The sequence below is a fragment of the Bartonella sp. AA86SXKL genome (assembly GCF_042196885.1).
On record NZ_JBHIRE010000174.1, the window covers coordinates 1 to 947 of the forward strand.

Sequence of the window (947 nt, forward strand, 5' to 3'; positions counted from 1 at the left end):
ATTGGTGGATGAAAAAATGTTTGTACGCTGTGTAGCACAAGTGGACGTAGGGGATCATCATGCAATGCAATAATTGCTTTGATCCGTAATAGTTTTGCGCCATAAAAATTTTTTAGGAGATCTAAAAAAGTATCAAGGGTGGCGTAATCAATGGTCTCTTCATAGTCTAGAGAAAAAGCACGAATGGTCGATTGGTGCGTATGATCGTGTGGAGCAATAGAGCAGCATTGTTTAAGCCGCGTGTTTTCTGTTTTTTCATCCCATAATATTTTACTTATGAATGCAGTTGAACAGAAATGGTCAGAATGAACATCGATGATTTGCGCTATAGGATTAATTGCTTTGAGTGTGGTAAGAAGCGTGTTTGAAAGCGTTTTTGGATGAGTAAGGTCTGTTTTTGTGAGGATAATTTTGTCAGCAAGTGATAATTGTTTGTGTATTTCAGGGTGGCGTTTAAATATGGAAAGCGTGTTTAATGTATCGAATGTTACAAGAACAGCGTCGATGGACAATGTTTGCATTAAAAGTGGATGATTTAGCAGAGCTTGTAAAATAGGTGCGGGATCAGCCATTCCTGTTGTTTCAATGATAATGCGATTGAGTTTTTTGAGATGTCCTGTATGAACGCGATCAATCAAATCGATTAATGTATCAATGAGATCACTGCGTAAATTACAACATAAGCAACCATTAGCGAGTTCAATGATCCCTTCTGTTGTTTTTTCAACCAAAAGGTGATCAATACTCACGTCACCAAATTCATTGATGATAACAGCGCTGTCAGCCAAAAGAGGATCGCGCAACATCCGGTTGAGCAAAGTCGTTTTGCCCGAGCCTAGAAAGCCGGTAATAAGCGTGAGAGGAATGCGCTTTGTTTTCATAAGAATTATCGCGTGTGGTGTACGGCCTTTTTCAGGGCGTGATTTGTGTGTTTTTTACTCGGAATG

At 39.4% G+C, this 947-nt stretch carries 1 protein-coding gene; it reads right to left on the reverse strand.

Annotated elements, in window-relative coordinates; translation table 11 throughout:
• On the reverse strand, window positions 1-881 hold an 881-nt coding region (locus tag ACFIO5_RS10800), incomplete at its 3' end, for a CobW family GTP-binding protein (RefSeq protein ID WP_375705398.1).
• Window positions 882-947 lie beyond the last annotated feature (66 nt).